Raw genomic sequence first — 402 nt, forward strand, 5'->3', positions numbered from 1 at the left:
CTGTAGGATAGTAAGAGGTTAAAGTTTTCATATCTTCAATACTAGCTTGTATCATCTTAAGATTTTTAATAATCATTTGTGTAACTTTTTCTTGATTATAGTTTTCTTTGCTTAAATTCTTAGCATACTCTAATTCTTCCTTGCCTTCGTTTTTGCTCCACTTGATTAAAGCACTAAGATTTTCTCTTGCTTTGTTATTATCAGCTTCCATAGAATTAAACAATTCATAAATGTTGCTAATAACTACATATAAAACCACCAAGATGAAAATGATAATCCAAGATTTTTTTGAGAATTTAAACAAAGGTTTTATCCTTAAAAATAATATTATTTTGCATTATAACATTAATTATAAAATTGTCATCTTTATTTCTTTATTTACAATCTAAGAATTGATATAAG

General features: G+C 24.6%; 1 protein-coding gene. It reads right to left on the minus strand.

Annotation, left to right across the window (positions count from 1 at the left end):
• The coding region (locus tag GVL12_RS25925; RefSeq protein WP_200844108.1) for a hypothetical protein at positions 1-304 on the minus strand (304 nt) is incomplete at its 3' end.
• Positions 305-402 lie beyond the last annotated feature (98 nt).

Origin of the sequence: Pantoea sp. 18069, from assembly GCF_902706035.1 — a bacterium.
Classification (GTDB): Bacteria; Pseudomonadota; Gammaproteobacteria; order Burkholderiales; family Burkholderiaceae_C; genus Comamonas.